This is a genomic window from Acinetobacter sp. ESL0695, assembly GCF_029392135.1.
Classification (GTDB): Bacteria; Pseudomonadota; Gammaproteobacteria; order Pseudomonadales; family Moraxellaceae; genus Acinetobacter; species Acinetobacter pollinis.
On the sequence record NZ_CP113932.1, the window covers coordinates 238615 to 257849 of the forward strand.

Consider the following 19235-nt stretch of genomic DNA (forward strand, 5'->3'; position numbering starts at 1 on the left):
AATCACTTTGAATGGTTATCACTAAGGTAATCGGAATTAGAAAAATATAAAAGTTTAAAACAAGAGAATAGGGAAGTTTTATTAGAGGAAATAACTTTTATGATGATTGGATATTGTGTTTATAAGATAGACCAAATAAGAAAATAAAAAAGGAGAAAGAATTTTTCTTACTTTCTCCTTGAAAATTGTACTTATCCGAAGCGACCAGTGATGTAGTCTTCTGTTTGTTGTTTTTGTGGGTTAGTAAATATATTGTTTGAATGATCTAGCTCAATTAATTCACCCATAAACATAAAACCAGTATAGTCCGATATACGGGCTGCTTGTTGCATGTTATGCGTTACAATAAGAACAGAGTATTGTTGTTTAAGCTCTTCAATGAGTTGCTCAATTTTTGCTGTTGAAATTGGATCTAATGCAGATGTGGGTTCATCTAATAAGAGAACCTCTGGTTTAAGTGCAACAGCACGTGCAATACATAATCGTTGTTGCTGACCGCCTGATAAACCTAAAGCACTTTTATGCAGTTTGTCTTTTACTTCATCCCAAAGTGCTCCGTCACGTAATGCTTTTTCTACACGATCATTCATGTCTGATTTAGAAAGCTTTTCATAATGACGGATTGCATAGGCAATGTTTTCATAAATTGTCATTGGGAAAGGGACAGGTTTTTGAAAGACCATTCCAATTTTTGCGCGAAGCTGATTAATTGAAATTTGGTCTTTAAGAATATTTTTCCCTTCGAAAAAAATTTCACCTTCTGCACGTAGTTTGGGATAAATATCATAAATACGATTAAAGATACGCAATAGGGTAGATTTCCCACAGCCTGATGGACCAATAAGCGCCGTCACACGATGCTCAGGAATAACCATATTAATGTTTTTAAGTGCTTGAGTGTCGCCATAGTAAAAGTTTAGATTACGAACATCTAACTTTGCTTTTTCTGGTTTAGGTGCTGTTTTATTCATAAAATCGAGTGTGATATCTGAATGATGAGGCGTAGAGGTAGATTGATGAGGGTTGCCTAGAATGGCTTCTTTAATATCCATCTTATTTCTCCTTTTTCACTAAGAGTGAACGTGAAATGATGCCTAAAATAAGAACAAAGAGCGTCATAACCAATGCACCTGCCCAAGCCAGTGCGTGCCAGTCATCATAAGGGCTCATTGCATATTGGAAAATAACAACAGGTACATTTGCCATTGGTTGCATAATGTCTGTCGACCAATATTGATTGTTAAGTGCAGTAAATAAAAGCGGTGCTGTTTCACCTAAAATTCGTGCCAGTGCGAGCAATACCCCTGTGATAATGCCTGACATAGCTGCTCTATATAGCACTTGATTGACAATTTTCCAGCGAGGGATACCGAGTGCTTGTGCGGCTTCTCTCATGGTATTTGGTACAAGCTGTAGCATTTCATCTGTGGTACGTACGACAACAGGTAAAACCAAGAATGCGAGAGAAACTGAGCCTGCAAGGGCAGAGAAGTGTCCCATGCGTCTTACCATAATCTCATACACAAAGAGTCCAATTACTATAGAAGGTGCAGAGAGCAAAATATCGTTAATGAATCGAATACAAAAACCAAGTTTTGTATCTCGTGCATATTCAGATAAGTATGTTCCAGCAGCAATACCAACGGGTGTTCCCACAAAAATGGCAATAGCACTCATAATAATGCTACCGACAATTGCATTAAGCAGACCACCCGATTCACCTGGTGGTGGTGTCATGGCGGTGATTAAATTTAAATTAAGTGCAGGTAAGCCATTGATGAGAGTGGTCCATAGAATCCACACAAGCCAAAAGAGTCCGATAATTGCAGTGATGAGTGAGAACACTTTTGCAAGAATATTTTTAATTTGTCGAGTTTTCCAAAGCATATTTGACATAATTATGCTCCCTCACGACGAGCCAAACGGCCTAACATGAATCTTGCTAAAGCAAGTACAATGAATGTAACAACAAATAGGATAAATCCTAATGCCAGTAATGAAGATAAGTAGAGACTTGAATCTGCCTCAGTAAATTCATTGGCAATGGTTGCAGAGATTGAGTTTCCAGGCTGGAGTAAAGAAATACTGAGTTGATGTGCATTTCCAAGGACAAAGGTAACTGCCATGGTTTCACCAAGTGCACGACCTAAGCCTAAGAAAATACCACCAAGTACAGAAGATCGAGTATAAGGTAAAACGATATCCCAAATGACTTCCCAGGTGGTGTTCCCAACTGCATAGGCAGATTCAATGAGTGGTGTTGGCACAGTAGAAAAAACCTCTCGCATAATAGAAGATACAAAAGGAATAATCATAATACTCAGTACAATACCTGCAGTAAGCATACCTAGGCCAATAGGAGGGCCTTGGAAAAGTTGACCAATCAAAGGTAAAGCGCCCATATGTTCATCTACCCATGGATAAACGTGGTCTGCCATGAAAGGTACAAATACAAATAGACCCCACATACCGTAAATAATGGATGGGATCCCAGCTAATAATTCAATTGCAGTTGATATGGGTGTTTTTAACCAATTCGGTGCAAGATTAGTGATAAAAATTGCAATACCAAAGCTGACCGGAACAGCAATGATCATTGCGATACACGATGTGACCAATGTACCGTAAATAGGGACAAGAGCGCCAAATTGCTTACTCACAGGATCCCATGCGCTGTTCCATACAAATGAGGTGCCAAATGTTTGAAATGCTTCTTTACCTCCCCAAATCATTGAGAAAGAAGCAGCAAGCATAATCAGAAGAACAAAAAGAGCACAGCTTTTGACGGTATAGTGAAAAAGTTTATCGTTGCGTTGATCTTTTAGATCTGTATTACTATTTTGTTTCATCATCGAAGAGCTTCATTTTTAAAAGAAATAAATCCAACAAATCAATTTGCTGGATTTAGGGAGATAACTTGCATGAATTACTTGATGTTCTTCGACCAATAGCCCTCGATTTCCTTCACTAAGTTGTTTGGTAAAGGAATATAATCAAGTGCTTTTGCATCTGCTTGTCCATTCTCTAAAGACCATTTGAAAAAGTTCAATGCTTCACGGCTTTCATTCGCAGATTTTGGTACTTTATGCATAATTACAAATGTTGTTGCTGTAATTGGCCAAGAGTTTTCACCTGGTGCATTGGTAATAATATTGTAGAAATCTGGGTTTTGATTCCAGTTTGTACCTGCTGCTGCTGCTTGGAACGTATTGGTGCTTGGTTGAACAAATTTACCTGCTTTATTTTGTAAAGCGGTATAACTCATTTTGTTTTGTAAGGCATATGCAAGTTCTACATAGCCAATAGAGCCTTTAATTTGTTTAACGTATGCAGCGACACCTTCATTCCCTTTGCCGCCTACACCTGTTGGCCAAGAAATAGATGTACCTTCACCAGCTTTTGTTTTCCATGTTGGACTTACTTTTGAAAGGTAGTTCGCCCAGTTAAATGTTGTACCTGAACCATCAGAGCGATGAACAACAGAAACACGTTGGTTCGGCAGTTTTAATTTTGGATTAAGTTTTTGAATGGCAGGATCATCCCATTTGGTAATTTTTCCTAAGAAAATATCTGCCAATACAGGACCTGTAAGTTGTAAAGCACCAGGTGCAACACCTTCAATATTTACGACAGGTACAACACCGCCAACAATTACAGGGAACTGTTTTAGACCAGCAGTGTTTAATTCTTGAGGAGTCAGAGGCATATCTGAAGCACCAAATGTGACTGTACCCGCTTTAATTTGTGCGATCCCACCACCTGAACCAATAGACTGGTAATTTACTTTATTGCCTGTTTTTGTATTGTAGGCCGCAGACCATTTTGAAAGTACTGGATAAACAAAAGTTGATCCTGCACCTGTGATTTCAGCAGCATGCGCAACAGAAATTGAAAGTGCTAAAGGTGCCACTAGAGCCATTAATGATGACTTAAATAGTTTTGTTGTGCGATATGCCATGGATGAGATTCCCCAAGTTTTGATAACCTATATTTGCTAAAAATATAGATGCGTATTAGACGAAACTGACTATAAATTAAGAGACATTTATGACACTCATATGACGGAAATATTTTAGTTTTATTACTAAATAGTCTTTTAAAAACAATATCTTATATAATTATAAATCGTAAAAAAATATGAATAAATTAAGTTCTATTTAATATTGATTTGATTCATTTTTATAATGAGTTTATCTTGTTTATTTATAAGGTATAAATGAATAATAGTTTGGACTGAAAAAAATACTTACTTGTCTATTTATTCATAAAATATATTAATATAGTATTGTAGGTTACAGATAGTTATCATAATTATGAGTGAAAATTATACAAATATTCTGTGCATAAATTTATAGAAATATTTAACATTAACAAATTTAGATTTAATGAGGATTTCACTTTTATTAAAAAAAGATGAATTTGTCATGTTTTATATCATTCATATTTATTTTTTTGCAAAAAAGCATAAGCTAGATAGTAAATAGTATAGATTATGACTTAATTATATTTAGAAAATATAAATCAAGAATAACTATTATGTAATAATGTTATAACATAACGGTTTGTTTGAGTGTTGTTGTCGCATGAAGATTTTTTCTCTTGGGGTTGTTCCTTTATCTCTTTTATTTGTCAGTACAATTTCTAATGCACAAGAGCAAAGTGCAGTTGAAACGCTCTCTACCATAAAGGTTTCATCAAAAGACAATACACTTCCTTATTTAGGGAAAAAGTCATCTGTAGCAACGAAGTTTGATGTAGACCCTATGAAGTCTTCTCAGAAGGTTGATGTAGTAAGTCAAAATGTTTTAAAGGATATTAATGCTCAACGCATTAGTGATACTTTATCTGTAGTCAGTGGTGTCTCTGCATTAAATCCAATGGGTGGATTATGGGACAATTATTCAATTCGTGGTTTTAATACAGATCAAACCATTGGTGCATCTAGTCTACGAAACGGTATTCTTTCAAATCTAGGGCTTAGTGCTGCAAAAGATATGGTAAATATTGAGCAGGTCGAATTTCTTAAAGGGCCTGCTGCTGCAATGTATGGTGCAGGAGATCCAGGTGGTACATTAAATATTATTACTAAAAAACCTAAGTTTGAACCAGAGCATCATCTTGAACTCAGAGGTGGCTCGTATGACCAGTATCGTGCGGCAATAGACAGTACAAATGCACTTACAGATACAATTGCATATCGTTTGGGAGTGTCTTATGAAAACAACCACAGCTTCCGTGATGATGTAAAAAATAATCGATTATTTGTCGCACCACAGTTAACTTGGCAGCCTTCTGATCAAACACAAATTGATTATGATAGTGAATATTCTGTGACACGTAGTCTATTTGATCGTGGTGTACTTGCTAAAAACAAACAATTGGGTGTTATTCCAAATAGTCGCTTCTTAGGTGAAAAATCAGAAGGTCTGATGAACATGAAAGACTATTTACAGCAGGTACGTATAAAGCAAGTTTGGAATGATCAATGGACCAGTCAAATGGCATTGAATTATAAAGAGAATGACTGGAAAGGGTTCTCCTCAGAAGCATATCAATTGTTAAATAGTCAAGGAGATTTAAACCGAGAGCGCCGTTATCGCGATTATAAAACCACAAGCTATTTATTTAACCATGATTTGTTAGGTAAATTTAATGTTTGGGGGATTCCAAACCAAGTAGTTATTGGAACGACAGCAAGTTATTTAGACATTGTAAATAACTTACAGAGATATCGTGTAAAAGGTACAAACTCATTAGATATTATCAATATTTATAACCCTATTTACGGACATGCTTCACCAGCGGTTAAACCAGCATTTAGCCCAGTAGAAAAACAAACCAATGTGGGGCTTTCAGTAAGTGATATGATGGAATTTACAGATCAATGGTCTGTAACGCTAGGGGGACGATTTGACCTTTACAAACAATCATATCGTGAGTCATCACAAAATATTTCAGGCTCTAGAAATTTTAATCATTTTAGTCCTAAGTTTGCGACAAATTATCTTATTAACGATCAGTTTTCTATTTTTGCAGGGGCGGGACAATCTTTTCACTTAAATTCAGGTTTAAATATTCAGAATCAGCCTTTAGATCCTGAAAAAGCATGGACGTATGAGGTCGGCTTTAAAACGAAATTATTAGAAGATCGCTTAACATCGAGTATGTCGGTGTTCCACGTGGAAAAAGAAAATGTAGCAAGAACTGATACGAATAACAGTACTTATATGATTACGACGGGAGAGGAGCGTAGTCGAGGTATTGAATTTGATTTAACAGCTCAACCGACTGATGCATTGAATCTTAAACTTGCATATACATACATTGATGCTTCAGTAATGAAAGGAGATGTATCTCAGGGTATTCGACAAGGTGCACGTTTATTGAATACACCTAAGCACACAGCAAATTTACTTGCGATGTATGATGTGTGGCAGTCTGGTTCACAGAAAGTTGGTTTAGGGGGCAATATTCAGTATGTTTCTGCCCGTTCTGGGAATGTCGCAGATGATGGTTTTGAGTTACCCGCATATACCTTAGTTAATCTAAATAGTTATTATCAAGTAAATGATAAATTGCGTTTCCAAATGACATTAAATAATGCATTCAATACGACTTATTATAGCTCTAGCTTAAAAGATCTTTGGGTGACGCCAGGTAACCCTCGTGAAGTATTTTTAACAATGAATTATCAGTTCTAAGTGATGGGTATGGGGGGTACGTATTTAAAATACGTATTCCTCTTTATTTGCTGATAAATAAAATTTTTTAAAATCAGTAACTATTCGAAAAATAATAAAAAATACCAATTTTTCTAAATTATATATTCTAAAATATGCTATTATTTTCGTAATTATTTTGCTTAAGTGATGTTCTTGTTTAAGTCTGGTTTAGCCCTTTCATTAGGTGCAATCATCTTACAACTTGCCGTTTTTTTACAGCCTTTTTTGCCTCAGCAATATCAGGTTGCATTAGTGTGTGAGCAAATCACAACCGCTCTGGCTTCAAATAGCCCGAGTGAAGAACATCATCATATGCATGATATGAAATCGATGCAGATGTCTGAACATCCTCAAACAATGCACCATGATGCTGCTCATCAATGCCCATTTTGTACAGTATATAATCATATTATTCCATTTATAGATTTAGGTATTGATGAGGTCTTCGAACGTCTGAATATTCGGTTATTGGCCTTTGCTCAAGCGTTTCAGCATATCTATTTTGTATTACAGCGACTATTTTTAATCCCTCAAGGGCGAGCGCCACCATCTATTGCTTAAATTCTAGAAAACTTAACTTTAATAGGTGTTTTTAATACCTATAGCACTGTTTTATCTAAAATTTGAGATAGATATGTTGAATTCAAAATTTTTTATACAGCGATTGACTGTAGCGATCTCTTTTGCGCTTTATTCTAATTACACTTTGGCAGAAACAGCATCGGACACACCTTATCATTTAGTTCCCATCGTACTCACAGCACAACAAGGCAACGAATCTCATGGTTTGGTCGTCATAAAAGATCCTAAGCAGCCTGTGCAACCTATTCCTGCAATAGATGGTGCCTCTTATTTACAAAGTATTATGGGTTTTAATGCAGTTAAAAGTTCAGGTATGGCAAATAGTGATGTGACATTTAGAGGAATGTTTGGTTCGAGAATAAAAATGCTCATCAACGGTTCTGAAAATCTAGGAGCATGTGGTGGTCGTATGGATTCACCTACTTCGTATATTTCACCAGAAAGCTTTGACAAAATTATTGTCGTCAAAGGCCCTCAAACAGTTCGTTTTGCCAATCCTGGATCAGCAGCAACGGTTATGTTTGAACGTGGCCCTGTACATTTACCCGAAGGTAAAAATATGGAAGGTCAGGTAAGTACAGTGGTGGGTTCTTTTGGTCGATGGGATCATAATTTAGATCTAGCAATTGGAGACAGCACAAAATATTTAAGGGTAAATGCAAATAGGTCGATTTCAAATAATTATAAAGATGGTAATGGAAAATCAGTACATTCAAATTGGGAAAAATGGAATACTGATTTAGCAGCAGGTTGGACACCTAATGATAATACGTGGATAGAAGCAACTGCAGGCCGTGCCGATGGTGAAGTGGCATATGCAGGCCGTGGTATGGATGGGACGAAGTTCGGTAGAGAAAGTTTAGGTTTACGTGTTCAGAAAAAGAATATTAATCGTTTTATTCAAAAAATTGATGCGCAAGTGAACTACAGCTTTAATGATCATGTCATGGATAACTATCGTATGCGTCCTATTACAGGAATGAAAATGCTATCGAATGTTGCACGTGAAACATTAAATAGTCGTTTGGAGTTGACCACTATTTGGACGGATCGTTTAAGCATAGTTACTGGCGTTGACAGTCAGCATAATACACATACAAGCCGTGGTGGGTTGAAGTACACAAGCTTACCGAGACAAAAAAATATGACTTTTGAGTCCTATGGTGCATTCTCCGAAGCAACATACGACATTACAGCTCAACAAAAGCTTGTATCTGGTATTAGATTTGATGCCGTACAAGTTCAAGACTTCCGTACTAGAACTAAAATATTTAATCAAACGCGAAACGCTGTTCTGCCAAGTGGTTTTTTACGTTTAGAGAGTGAGTATCCTGAACTCAATGCAAAGACTTATATTGGTATAGGTCATGTACAGCGCATGCCAGATTATTGGGAAATATTCTCTCCAATGATGTTAGATACAACTGGTTCAAAAGATGTTTTTAATGGTGTGAAAACAGAAAAGACAACACAGATTGATGTAGGGTATCAATATAAACATGGCGCCTTATCACACTGGGCCTCTGCCTATGTTGGACAGGTGAATGATTTTATTTTAATGCGTTATGCACCCAATCGGAGTGTTAACAATATCGATGCACAAATTGCAGGTGGAGAATTGGGGGTAGGCTATGCGGTTACTGATCATCTGCAATTTGATGTAAGTGGTATGTATGCTTGGGGAGAAAACACAACCAATGATCGAGCATTACCACAAATAGCGCCGTTTGAAGCACGTATAAACCTTAATTATGTTACTGACAAGTACAGTCTAGGTGCCTTATGGCGATTGGTTGCTCCACAACATCGCTATAGTAAAAATGAAGGAAATGTTGTGGGTTATGATTTAGGTGAGAGTAGAGGTTTTGGTATTCTTTCCCTGAATGGTACGTATCAAATGACAACAGATCTCAATTTGGCATTAGGTATAGATAATGTACTTAACCGAAGCTACTCTGAGCATCTTAATAAATTAGGCGCCGCAAGTGCGGGCAATATTGGAACAGAGCAAATAAACAATATTGGTCGAAATTATTGGTTAAGATTGCAAATGAAGTTTTAGGTATTTATTTATCATGACTGTAAACGCTCACTCAATCTTTTAAAAGGTTTAGCGTTTGAAGACCGTTTCTGCTGTTTGTTTGAAGAGACGGTCTTTTAATTTTTATGGAAAGTGCTGAAATGCTGTTTAAAAAAGATACATTTTATAGAAATTACTCAATAAGTTACAATTATTCAATCAAATAGTTAGTGCAGTTTAAAAATAAATTCATATAATTCATACGTTTTTTCCATTCCCGACCTGAAAAAGGGTCGGTTTTTTTCGACTAGATGGGTTTGTATTTAAAAATAAATATAAAAGAACAGAAGCCTTTTTCTTCATTTGAATGGTCTATGGATTATCTTTTATTTGTAGTGCTATAGATTCTTAGCCATTTGGAAGTTAATAAAACCATACATAACAGCCAAGAATGGTAGTTTTTAATAAAGTTTTTCATGTCATTATCACGCATAATAAAAAAAACTTTTTTCAAAATGGATAAGAAATTGGATATTGCAGTCATTGGTAGTGGCATGGCAGGACTTGCTGCTGCACGAATTCTAAAAGATGCCGGACACAATATAACCGTGTTTGAAGCACTTCCTGGTCGCGGCATGGACAGTCATACCATTGAGTTTGATGGGGGCATGATTGATGCACCTTTGCGTGTGATGAATCCATATTTATGGAAAAATACGCTAAGCCTTGCAACTCATTTGGGTATTGATACTTTTCCTGTACGTACCTATATGTCTTGTAGTTGGTTGTTTGAAGAAAAGACAGAAACATGGCTAACAACATCGCGTGCACCGATTGGAAACTTCCCAATTATTAACAATCGTAAGGGATTACAGCAATACGGTGTGCGTTTAGTGAAAGGCATGCTTCAATTAAAAAGTGCCATTTATCGCTTTTTTAAGTCTAAGCATCAAGATATTACTTTAACTGAATTCATTAATAAAAATGAAATCGAAGAGGTATTTTGGCATGGTGCAGTCATGCCTGTACTCTATACAATTTGTACTTGTAATCCTGAAACGATTGGTGAATGGCCAGCAAAACCATTACTGGTATTTTTACAGCAGTTGACCAATGGCGACCAGCTACTTCGTTTACAAGGGGGTACGCCTGCATTTGTAAACAAACTCATTGAAGGTGTAGATATTCAAAGTGGTTCAGCAGTTACCAAAGTTGAAATTCAAGGCGAGAAAGTTTACGTTGAAAATGAAGCAGGTTTTCACCAATTATTCGATCGTACAATTGTTGCAACACCGACAAATAAACTTGAAGACTTCTTAGATAAAACGCAATTTGCTGAAGATATTGAGTTATTAAAGCAATTTAAATTTGAAGAAGGTGACTTGGTCATTCATACAGATTCAAGTGTGATGCCTCCACGTCGTAAAGATTGGTCTGTTTTAAGTTATATGATGGATCGCAAGTTCACCAAGCAACAGTTTACTGTATGGATGAATGCAGTTGAACCGACTTTGGTGGGTAAAGAGGCTGTTTTCCAAACATGGCGTCCTGTGACTCCGATTGATCCAAAGAAAATTGTTTCTACTGTTAAACTCAGTCGTGCTGTAGTGAATTGGCAAACTGTAGAGTTAAATAATGAGTTGCAACGCCGTCAGAAAGCAGTGGATCGTAAAGTCTATTTCTGTGGTTCATGGTCTTGTGATGGTTTACCAATTTTAGAATCTGCGGTGACATCAGCAATGCAGATTGCAAAAAATTTAGGTGCGCCTTTACCTTTTGTTGGTCTTAAACCAAAGGTTGAAATTGCACCTGAATTGGGTTACTAGACTAAATATAGCGACTGGTGCATGATCATTTGAAAGCTAAAATGCCCTCACACAAGTATGCAATTAATGCTGTGATGCTTGGAGATACATCTTCGTTGCCATGGACCAATTTGGGTTTATGGCAAGTGGGGATAGATTATCCTCAAGCTTGCCAAAATCTGGCAATTACTTTGGCAAATGCTCTCGTTTTGAATTCAAATGATTATGTACTTGACCTAGGTTGTGGATGGGGCGCAAGTTTAAATTTATGGCAACAAAAGTACAATGTAAGTCATATTGATGCTGTTGAGTTACAAGCAGAATGCTTTCAACATCTTAGTCGGCATAAGGCTCTAAAGCAGATCAATAAATATCAGGGATCATTTTTGAATTTAAAATCACTAGATTTAAATTCAAATTATGATGCGATTATGTGTATAGATGCGTTGTATCATCATGCTTTGCCCCATTTTTTAGCTTCAATTGAACTATTTACACATGGTCATACACGTCTTGGTTTTCATTATTTGGTATTTACAAGTCGTTGGGCATCACTCTCTTTTCTGCAAAAGAAAAAATATCGCTATTTACTCGGTTTAGCTGATGTTAAGTTAGATCATATTTACTCTTCTCACCAACTTAAATGTGTCTTAAAGCAATTTAGTTGGCAACATACAGATATTCAGATACTTACAGAGCCAGTATTGGATGGGTTTTCAAGTTATATTACAGCACGAGAAAAAGAATCTAATCATATCCATGGTTTAGATGGCATCAAAATTAAGCTCACCGCAAAACTATGCCATTTGTTATTTAAGGAAGGTATTTTAGATTATGTGCAAGTTGTTAGTTATAAATCGACCGAATCTTCTTAAAAATACGTGCGCCAAAAACGTTAATGCATAGCCCTAAAATAACTATTAATGTACCTATGAATTGCTGTATCGACAAAACCTCATTTAAAAATATAAAAGCTGAAATTAGACCAACAACAGGAACCAATAATGTAAGTGGTGCAACTTTCCATGTTTCATATTTGTGGAGTAAATGACCCCATAGACTGTAGCCAATAAGAGAGCAAATGACAGAAAGATACATTACAATCATGACATCTTTAAAAGAAAAATGGCTCAAACTATGTTCTATTTGAGTTTTTCCTTCAAATATAAATGAGCAAATAAGAAAGGGAAAAATTGGGAATAATCCACCCCATGCGACAAGAGAAAGCGTTTTTGTCTGACCATTTTTTAAAATAACTTTATTACAGATATTTCCCATACCCCATGAAAGTCCTGCTGTGAGCACGAAGAAAAGCGGTAATACTGGAATAATGGTTTGGGTATTTTGCATATATTGGCTAGAGGCTAGGGTGATTAGCCCAAGTAGTGCAACACAAATACCTATTATTTGAGGTAAATGAATTGCTTCTTTTAAAAATAAATAGCTCAATAAAATTGTAAAAAAGGCCTGAGACTGTAGAACTAATGAAGCAATTCCTGCGGGCATGCCAAGATGTATAGCTAAGAAGAGTAAAGCAAATTGCCCAAAACAAAGTGTAAGCCCATAAAATGCAAGCAGATGAAGTGGGATACGTGGGCGAGGAATAAAAAAAATAGCAGGAAAAGCGACGCATATGAAACGTAAGGCACCGAGTAAAAATGGTGGAATATCTGCAACACCGAATTTAATAACGACAAAATTTAAACCCCATGCCAAAATAATGACCATTGCCAAAAAAATATCTTTAATCGCCATTTTTTACTTTCCTTGTTCTATATTTACTTTTTATCCTATATAAGAATTTACAGCATATTTAACTTAAAGCGTTAAGTTTTTTTATTTTAGTACAATGATTTTTATGATCTTTTTATATAATATAAAGTATTGAAACGTTGGTTATTTCTTATTTTTTGCTACTTTATTGTAGGTTGTCTCGTAAATATTAAATAAGTCTTATATAAATATAAAATATATTCTTAGATTAAGGGATTTATATGTTTAATAAAAAAGTTTTATGTTTTGCGATTTTAGCATTAGGGATTCAAAGTACCTTTGCACAAATGTCGTGGCCACCAGAAACTGGGGCAAAAGTCGTAGGGAATGCATTGGAATATCCTACGACATTAAATAGTCAACAAAAGCCAATGTCTGATTTTTTGAATCATGGTGCTAAAATTATCAACACTCAAATGGGGGAGCGAGGGCCAATTTTTACTTTGCAACAGGGTAAAAAATCTTTGTTATGCTTTGTTTATCCAGCAAATGCACAAACAGATCAAAATGTTGCAACATCAAAATGTTATGGATTAAATTAAAAAAAATCCTCTCTATAAAGCATAGAGAGGATTTTTAGAATTCGTTGGTGCCGACACTCGGATTCGAACTGAGGACCTACTGATTACAAGTCAGTTGCTCTACCAACTGAGCTATGTCGGCAACGTGTCGCTATTCTATAGGATTATTTCTAAAGGTCAAGCCAAAAAATAAACAAATAGAGTAAATAAGGACATTCAGATAGATTAAAAGAAGAAATATTAGGGTCTAATTTTAAGATGAATTTTAAGTTGTTGTTTATAAATAACTTTATAAGAATAAAAATAGCTCTAAATAAAGTGGAGAATTTATGGAATATTAATTTTATCTTAATATATTCATCACCGAAGTGTAATAATTGGCCGATACCATGTCGATCATCGAATGGTAAGGTATTTATTTCATGCGTAGTTGGAGTGAATCTAAAAAAGCAAAACCACATATAGAACTCATTCCTATGATTGACGTGATGATGTTCCTATTGGTGTTTTTCGTATTAATTAGTTTAAATGTTATTCCTTCTCAAGGACTAAAAACACAGCTTCCTTCAGCCACTACAGCTCAGGCTTTGAAGCCACAAACCAAAGCCGTAGTGACATTATTGCCAGATACAATTCAGCTGGATGGTCAGAAACTGACAGTAGATCAGTTATTACAGAATTTAAAAAATCAAAAACAGCAGAGTCAAAATCTTTCAATAATTATTAACAGTGACAAGGGCGTAGCTGTAGAGCAACTTGTTCAAGTCATGGATCGTTTACGTGCCGATGGCTTTACTTCCGTCTCTTTGGCAGCGCGGAAGCCATAAGTATGAGCACATACTTCGTTTATCAAAATAGACATATTTTAAGTTGGTGCCCTGCGGTTTTTATGGGTGCCTATTTATTATTTATGAGTCAGCCTGATGCACTAAAGATTCAGCCGAAATACGATGAAAAAACAATAGAGATTTCATTGGCAGAGCCACTGCCTGAGCCAACACCTAAAGTGATTGAGCCTCAAACACAACCTGAACCAATACCTACACCCACTCCAGAGCCTGATGTTCCTGTGGAAGATGCGATTGAACAAGTGAAGCCTAAACCAAAAGTGAAGGTAGAACAGCCTAAACCGAAACCTGAGCCTCTAAAACCGAATATTGAACCAAAAGTAAAAAAGGTTGAGCCAAAAATTGAGGCGAAAGTCGAAAAGGAAGTAGAAAAACCAACGCCAGAAGTTACGCAAAAGACAGATACCCCGAAGGTTGAAGCTCCTAAAGCCGACGTTGTTGAGAAACCAAAAGCTGAGCCTGTGGTGGAAAAGCCAAAGCCAACACCTCCAGTAGTACATAGTGCAGGAAATCCTAGCGCGGAAGCAGGTTACTTGAAACAAGTACGTGCCGCGGTTGAAGAGCAAAAGCGTTATCCAACAGGTAGGGAAGCATCATTAGATCGTCCCGAAGGAAATGTAGTGGTGTGGTTGCAAGTTGATCGTTCAGGAAAAGTCCTTGATTCAGGAATTTCAGAAAAATCGAAAAGCATGTTGTTGAACAGAGCTGCTTTGTCAAGTTTACAAAATATTAAGCAAGTTGAGCCATTTCCTGCAGAAGCTTTTGCAGGGGAAAGTCAGAAAAAATTTATTGCCACATTAAACTATAGCGCACCTTGATGTTGTCTGCGTTAGGGAAATTATCTATGAAAATGTTTGAAAAGAAATTGTTATCGGTTTCGATAGTATCTATTTTAATGTCAGTTGTTGCACATGCAGAAAATAGTGCAGTTAATGTTGGAACAGTCAGTGTTAAAGGTCAATCACTTGGTGGTGGCCTAATGGTTCAGGAAGATACACCCAAAGCACGTTCGGTGGTTACAGCAGAAGCTATGAACACTAATCCAAGTGCAGGGAATGCGCTGGATAAAATTGCAAATGTTCCCGGTCTGCAAATGGCGAGTAATGACTCGACAGGTATTAGTGGTCTGAACTATAGCATGCGTGGTATGAATGCAGACCAAATTGGTTTATCTGCAGATGGAATTCCACTTAATGATTCAGGCAATTATGCCGTTTATCCTAACTTGCTCGGCGACTCTGAAAATGTAAGCCAAGTTTTTGTTACTCAAGGTTCATCTGAAGCAGATGGTCCACATATTGGTTCAAGTGGCGGTAATATTGGTTTAGTGACCAAGCGCCCAGACCGTGATGCAGGTGTATTTGTAGAGCAGAAATTTGGTAGTAATAATTTAAGAAAAAGTTTTGCTCGTTTAGAAACAGGTAGAATGGGGAATTTTAGTGCATGGCTTTCGGCATCTCATACGGAAGCAGATAAATGGAAAGGCCTTGGTGATTTAGAGGGAAATAAAGTTGAAGCTAATGCCTTTTATAAAGCAGATAATGGTAATACCAGTAGCTTGATTGTTAAATATAATAAGCAGAACAATTATCAGTATAATACCATCACGAAAGCAGATTATGACTCGGCACCCACAGCAAATGGTACAACTGGACATAAAGCAGACTACTCATCAGATCCTACAAGTTCAAAATATTATCAATATGCACGTAATCCATTTGAAAATTTAAATATTTCATTTACACAAGATTTGATTCTAAGTGAACGTCTTAAAGCGACCATTCAGCCATACTATTATTGGGGTAACGGTGGTGGTGCCGTCGGATCGAGTACTTTATCTAAATCATCAAATAAATCGAATGTATATGACTTAAGCAATTTAACGGGGTCTGCATCATATTATAGACCATCAATGACGACCACATGGCGTCCGGGAATTACTACAAAAGTAAAATGGGATGTAACAGACGAGCATAGTATTTCGGCGGGATATTGGTATGAGCGTGCACGTCAGCGTCAAACTCAACCTTATATTTATGCAAATAATGGTGTGCCTACAGATGTTTGGGCAGAATCAAATCAAGTTGTAGATGCAAAAGGAAATATTGTACAAGGGCGTAATCAATTTACGACCACACCTGCACAGCGTATTTGGTTGCAAGATACGTGGTATGTTTCTCCAAAAGTCACTTTAGCAGGTGGTTTTGCTTGGGAAAGTGTACAGCGTAAAGGTGAAAATAAAGGAAGTCTTTCGACAACTGCATATCAGAAACAAGCAAAATATAATGAACTTTTACCGAACTTTAGTGCCAAGTATCAGCTTAATGAACAGAACCAATTTTTCTATAACATCTCAAAAAATATGCGTGCACCACAAAACTATGTGTTGTATAACGCAGATGATTCTTTAAGTCTCAAACCAGAAATTAGTTTAAATAATGAACTGGGATGGCGCTATCAAACAGATAAAATGCTAGTAAGTGCCACTCTATTTAATCTGCATTATAAAAATCGTCAGCTCTCAAGCCAAAATGGCGGCGGTGACGATATTATGATTAATGGTGGAACAGTTGATACTCGAGGCTTAGAGTTAGAGTGGAGTGGAAAGCTACCTTATAACTTAAATTATTATACATCATATAGTTATACAGACTCTGAACAAAAAGACAATGTCATGAGTAAAGGCGTTGCCTTACCAACGAGTGGCAAGCAATCTCCGAATACTTCAAAAAATGTACTGACTGCTGGTCTTGGTTATGACGACAGTCGTTGGACATGGGATTTCAAAGGAAATTATACAGGCCCATTTTATGGTGACATGACGAATGATGAAAAAATTGCAGGTCGTACAGTATTTGATTTCTCGGCAGGTGTACATTTACCAGTAGACAAAAAGTTTATTAAAGAAGCAACCCTAAGCTTTGGTGTAAATAATTTGTTTGATAAAGAATATCTAGCATCAGCAAAATCGGTAAAACAAAACTCTAAAACTCTCGGACAAGCTAAAGGTTCATCTCCTCAATATATTATTGGTGAAGAGCGTACGTTTGTAATTTCTTTATCTGCAAAAATGTAAATAAAAAGGTAACTTAAAATGAATGCTGAACTGATCCATAATCTTATTTTCTACGTGATGTACGCTTCTTTGGTTGTATTGGCTGTTATTTTTATTGAGCGAGTGATTTACTTCTCTTGGACATTGAAACAGAGTAAAAAGCTAAAAGATCAATTACAACGTGATGCAAAAATTGATGAACAGCAAGTTGATAAGAAAGACAAGAATCCTGCATATGCTTTAATTCAGCCTCTACTCACTACACACTTTTCGTCTGAAAATGAAAAGTCAGATGTTATAGAACAACAATACTTACAAAGTAAAGGCGCCTTAAATAAAGGTATTTGGATTTTAGAAACGATTGTGACTGCTGCACCTTTATTGGGTCTTCTAGGTACCATTCTTGGTATTGTAGATACATTCCATGCGCTTGCTGCATCGGGTACCTCAGATGCAAGTAAAGTATCTGGTGGTATGGGTACAGCACTGTATGCCACAGGACTAGGTATTGCGATTGCATTAATTGCATTAATCGCGAATAATTTCTTAGGTAGTCGTATTGAAAAAATTAACGAGCTTTCAAAAATTTTACTCATTCAAGTCAGTAAAGAGAAAAAATTAGCAAAGCCAGAAGTCGTTAATGAAAAGCGTTATGCTTAGTTGTAATTCATCTCAAGAGCTCAGACGACTGTGTCGTTTGGGCTTTTTTAGTATTTTATCTATATTTATGACAACACATACATCTTATGCCAAATTTCAGTCTGAAGGGGTGGAATTGGTTGTAAATACACCCGTAGAAACACAGTTACAAAATGATGATCTACGTAGTGCAGCAGTCGTTTGGGAAGAAATGTTTGCTTCAGCAAAACATAGTATTGATATCGCGCAATTTTATGTTTATAACCAGTCAAATTCTAGTTTAGATCAGGTACTCAATGCATTGCATCAAGCTGGTGAGCGTGGTGTAAAAATTCGATTTTTATTGGATCAGAAAGGAGTGGATATCTCTAATCCAGAAACAATTCAGCGAATTCAAGCAATTCCTCATTTAGAATTACGAATTATGGATTTTTCTAAAATTGAAAATGGAATTATTCACGCAAAATATTTTGTTGTAGATGATAAAGTAGCTTTTGTTGGAAGCCAAAATTTTGATTGGAGAGCATTGACGCATATTCATGAAACAGGTTTAGCGATTCACCAAATAAATCTTGTTCAACAAATAGCCCGTATTTTTCAGGTGGACTGGATAAACCAAGCACGTATTCATCAGGGAAAAGCGATTGAAACATTTTCTCAGCATCAGATTTTAAATGATCCGAAGAAAGAAAGTTACTTACTGGCCAGTCCTGCGCAGGTAACGCCAAATGAAACATATATTACTGAAGAAGCTTTTCCAAAATTGATAGCAACTGCACAGTCAGAAATAAACATACAGGTGATGCAGTATTCTCCACTTAGTTTTACAGAGACAAAAGGGAAAAGAGCGTTTTATCCATTAATTGACAATAGCCTGCGTGCAGCTGCAGCCAAAGGGGTAAAAGTTAATTTAATGGTGGCTGATTGGAATGTGAAAGAGCCCGATCTATCATGGTTAAAAAGCTTGGCACTTATACCCAATATTCATATTAAAATTGTGACGATTCCTAAGAGCAAACAAGGTTTTATTCCCTTTGCACGCGTTGTTCATAGTAAATATATGACAATAGACCATCATACTGCATGGGTAGGGACATCGAATTGGAGCGGTGGTTATTTTGACAGTTCAAGAAATTTAGAAGTTGTCTTGAATGATGAGCATATGGCAAGGCGTTTAGATATGCTATATGAGCAACTTTGGACAAGCCCTTATGCACAAAATATTGATGTTCAAAAAAAGTATATGAGAGTAAACCCAGCAAAAGAGTAA

General features: G+C 36.4%; 16 protein-coding genes and 1 tRNA gene. 11 read left to right on the forward strand and 6 right to left on the reverse strand.

Features of this window, described 5'->3' with window-relative positions; translation table 11 throughout:
• Positions 1 to 191 precede the first annotated feature (191 nt).
• The 4 genes from pstB to pstS all read right to left on the reverse strand — a co-directional run bounded on the left by pstB (position 192) and on the right by pstS (position 3958).
• Positions 192 to 971: a phosphate ABC transporter ATP-binding protein PstB gene (pstB, locus tag OZX61_RS01105; protein WP_277095607.1), complete on the reverse strand. Its 780-nt coding sequence runs from the start codon at positions 969 to 971 to the stop codon at positions 192 to 194.
• Between the two features lie 82 nt (positions 972 to 1053).
• Complete coding sequence (pstA, locus tag OZX61_RS01110; protein WP_277095036.1) at positions 1054 to 1896, reverse strand: phosphate ABC transporter permease PstA; 843 nt, start codon at positions 1894 to 1896, stop codon at positions 1054 to 1056.
• Between the two features lie 2 nt (positions 1897 to 1898).
• Positions 1899 to 2849, reverse strand: a complete 951-nt coding sequence (pstC, locus tag OZX61_RS01115) for a phosphate ABC transporter permease subunit PstC (RefSeq protein ID WP_195771265.1) — start codon at positions 2847 to 2849, stop codon at positions 1899 to 1901.
• Positions 2850 to 2926: 77 nt separating this feature from the next.
• Entirely contained in the window at positions 2927 to 3958 is a 1032-nt protein-coding gene (gene pstS, locus OZX61_RS01120; protein ID WP_277095037.1) for a phosphate ABC transporter substrate-binding protein PstS, read from the reverse strand.
• A gap of 625 nt (positions 3959 to 4583) precedes the next feature.
• On the opposite strand from pstS, the gene OZX61_RS01125 reads away from it, so the two are divergent.
• The 5 genes from OZX61_RS01125 (at position 4584) to OZX61_RS01145 (ending at position 12004) form a co-directional block, all read left to right on the forward strand.
• Positions 4584 to 6701 carry a TonB-dependent receptor gene (locus OZX61_RS01125; RefSeq protein WP_277095038.1) on the forward strand — a complete coding sequence of 706 codons (2118 nt, stop codon included), beginning with the start codon at positions 4584 to 4586 and terminating at the stop codon, positions 6699 to 6701.
• Positions 6702 to 6869: 168 nt separating this feature from the next.
• Positions 6870 to 7283 (forward strand): DUF2946 family protein, encoded by a 414-nt coding sequence (locus OZX61_RS01130; protein ID WP_195771259.1) that lies wholly within the window; start codon positions 6870 to 6872, stop codon positions 7281 to 7283.
• A gap of 73 nt (positions 7284 to 7356) precedes the next feature.
• The gene (locus OZX61_RS01135; RefSeq protein ID WP_277095039.1) at positions 7357 to 9366 is read left to right on the forward strand and encodes a TonB-dependent copper receptor; all 2010 of its coding nucleotides are present in this window, start codon (positions 7357 to 7359) and stop codon (positions 9364 to 9366) included.
• 485 nt (positions 9367 to 9851) lie between these two features.
• Positions 9852 to 11150: an FAD-dependent oxidoreductase gene (locus tag OZX61_RS01140; protein ID WP_195771257.1), complete on the forward strand. Its 1299-nt coding sequence runs from the start codon at positions 9852 to 9854 to the stop codon at positions 11148 to 11150.
• A gap of 41 nt (positions 11151 to 11191) precedes the next feature.
• Entirely contained in the window at positions 11192 to 12004 is an 813-nt protein-coding gene (locus OZX61_RS01145; RefSeq protein WP_277095040.1) for a class I SAM-dependent methyltransferase, read from the forward strand.
• Here OZX61_RS01145 and OZX61_RS01150 read toward each other — a convergent pair.
• On the reverse strand, positions 11976 to 12884 hold the full coding sequence (locus tag OZX61_RS01150; protein WP_277095041.1) for an EamA family transporter: 909 nt from the start codon (positions 12882 to 12884) through the stop codon (positions 11976 to 11978). The two genes, OZX61_RS01145 and OZX61_RS01150, sit on opposite strands and share 29 nt — an antisense overlap.
• A gap of 239 nt (positions 12885 to 13123) precedes the next feature.
• On the opposite strand from OZX61_RS01150, the gene OZX61_RS01155 reads away from it, so the two are divergent.
• Complete coding sequence (locus OZX61_RS01155) at positions 13124 to 13444, forward strand: hypothetical protein (RefSeq protein ID WP_277095042.1); 321 nt, start codon at positions 13124 to 13126, stop codon at positions 13442 to 13444.
• Positions 13445 to 13489: 45 nt separating this feature from the next.
• On the opposite strand, the gene OZX61_RS01160 is transcribed toward OZX61_RS01155, so the two are convergent.
• Positions 13490 to 13565 (reverse strand) — tRNA-Thr (locus OZX61_RS01160).
• Positions 13566 to 13845: 280 nt separating this feature from the next.
• Between OZX61_RS01160 and OZX61_RS01165 the strand changes: the two genes are divergently transcribed.
• The 5 genes from OZX61_RS01165 to OZX61_RS01185 are packed head-to-tail and all read left to right on the forward strand — an operon-like array spanning position 13846 to position 19235.
• A complete protein-coding gene (locus OZX61_RS01165; protein ID WP_277095043.1) occupies positions 13846 to 14250 on the forward strand; it encodes a biopolymer transporter ExbD in 405 nt (134 codons plus the stop codon).
• A 2-nt stretch (positions 14251 to 14252) separates the two neighbouring features.
• Positions 14253 to 15089, forward strand: a complete 837-nt coding sequence (locus tag OZX61_RS01170; RefSeq protein ID WP_277095044.1) for a TonB family protein — start codon at positions 14253 to 14255, stop codon at positions 15087 to 15089.
• A gap of 26 nt (positions 15090 to 15115) precedes the next feature.
• Entirely contained in the window at positions 15116 to 17347 is a 2232-nt protein-coding gene (locus OZX61_RS01175; RefSeq protein ID WP_277095045.1) for a TonB-dependent receptor, read from the forward strand.
• A gap of 18 nt (positions 17348 to 17365) precedes the next feature.
• Entirely contained in the window at positions 17366 to 17986 is a 621-nt protein-coding gene (locus OZX61_RS01180) for a MotA/TolQ/ExbB proton channel family protein (RefSeq protein ID WP_195771250.1), read from the forward strand.
• The gene (locus OZX61_RS01185) at positions 17979 to 19235 is read left to right on the forward strand and encodes a phospholipase D-like domain-containing protein (RefSeq protein ID WP_277095046.1); all 1257 of its coding nucleotides are present in this window, start codon (positions 17979 to 17981) and stop codon (positions 19233 to 19235) included. Before OZX61_RS01180 ends, OZX61_RS01185 begins: the two co-directional genes overlap by 8 nt.

Coding starts and splice junctions, on each gene's coding strand:
- pstB (WP_277095607.1), bottom strand. CDS start 971: ATGAATAAAACAGCACCTAAACCAGAAAAAGCAAAGTTAGATGTTCGT.
- pstA (WP_277095036.1), bottom strand. CDS start 1,896: ATGTCAAATATGCTTTGGAAAACTCGACAAATTAAAAATATTCTTGCA.
- pstC (WP_195771265.1), bottom strand. CDS start 2,849: ATGAAACAAAATAGTAATACAGATCTAAAAGATCAACGCAACGATAAA.
- pstS (WP_277095037.1), bottom strand. CDS start 3,958: ATGGCATATCGCACAACAAAACTATTTAAGTCATCATTAATGGCTCTA.
- OZX61_RS01125 (WP_277095038.1), top strand. CDS start 4,584: ATGAAGATTTTTTCTCTTGGGGTTGTTCCTTTATCTCTTTTATTTGTC.
- OZX61_RS01130 (WP_195771259.1), top strand. CDS start 6,870: ATGTTCTTGTTTAAGTCTGGTTTAGCCCTTTCATTAGGTGCAATCATC.
- OZX61_RS01135 (WP_277095039.1), top strand. CDS start 7,357: ATGTTGAATTCAAAATTTTTTATACAGCGATTGACTGTAGCGATCTCT.
- OZX61_RS01145 (WP_277095040.1), top strand. CDS start 11,192: ATGCCCTCACACAAGTATGCAATTAATGCTGTGATGCTTGGAGATACA.
- OZX61_RS01150 (WP_277095041.1), bottom strand. CDS start 12,884: ATGGCGATTAAAGATATTTTTTTGGCAATGGTCATTATTTTGGCATGG.
- OZX61_RS01155 (WP_277095042.1), top strand. CDS start 13,124: ATGTTTAATAAAAAAGTTTTATGTTTTGCGATTTTAGCATTAGGGATT.
- OZX61_RS01165 (WP_277095043.1), top strand. CDS start 13,846: ATGCGTAGTTGGAGTGAATCTAAAAAAGCAAAACCACATATAGAACTC.
- OZX61_RS01170 (WP_277095044.1), top strand. CDS start 14,253: ATGAGCACATACTTCGTTTATCAAAATAGACATATTTTAAGTTGGTGC.
- OZX61_RS01175 (WP_277095045.1), top strand. CDS start 15,116: ATGAAAATGTTTGAAAAGAAATTGTTATCGGTTTCGATAGTATCTATT.
- OZX61_RS01180 (WP_195771250.1), top strand. CDS start 17,366: ATGAATGCTGAACTGATCCATAATCTTATTTTCTACGTGATGTACGCT.
- OZX61_RS01185 (WP_277095046.1), top strand. CDS start 17,979: ATGCTTAGTTGTAATTCATCTCAAGAGCTCAGACGACTGTGTCGTTTG.